The organism is Facklamia sp. P12945 (assembly GCF_050409485.1).
GTDB lineage: Bacteria > Bacillota > Bacilli > Lactobacillales > Aerococcaceae > Facklamia.
The window spans coordinates 1-544 of the sequence record NZ_JBNUPJ010000062.1 but is presented as its reverse complement, the minus strand read 5'-3'; the positions used below and the strand labels follow the sequence as shown (position 1 = coordinate 544).

Annotated in this window: 1 protein-coding gene; it reads right to left on the bottom strand. The window is 38.8% G+C overall.

Annotated elements, in window-relative coordinates:
* Nucleotides 1–513: transposase (locus ACQV2X_RS08780; protein WP_428894434.1), on the bottom strand; the 513-nt coding region annotated here is incomplete at its 3' end.
* Nucleotides 514–544: the final 31 nt, after the last annotated feature.

Sequence of the window (544 nt, the reverse complement as noted above, 5' to 3'; positions counted from 1 at the left end):
GACGATCACTTCTTCATTCGTATACTTTCGGCCATTGGCGCAAGCTTTAACATGGGTGCCGTCAATGAAAATAGCTTTAGAATCAATCATGTCCGCTTCAAAACACTGTGTGAGAATCTGGCTAAAGATCTGTTGGGCGATACTTGTCCCTTCGAAACGACGCTTATAATTTTTTCCAAAAGTTGAAAAATGTGGCACTGGGTCAGTGAGAGATAACCCTAAAAACCAACGATATGCGACATTCACCTGAATTTCTTGAATGGTTTGGCGCATACTTGGAATACCAAAGAGATATTGAATGATAGGGATTTTAATCAGTGTCACTGGGTCAATGCTCGGACGTCCATTATCTAAGCAATAAACATCTTCTACCAGTCCATAAATAAAAGAAAAATCAATATGTCGATCAATTTTTCTCAGAAGATGTTCTTCTGGAACAAGGTCTTCGAGCGCATGAAAAGCCATCTGATGACGTGCTTCGAACGTTTTACTTTCTGCATTAGTGGACATCATAGAAATCACCCGTTTTCTTTTTATTATATAT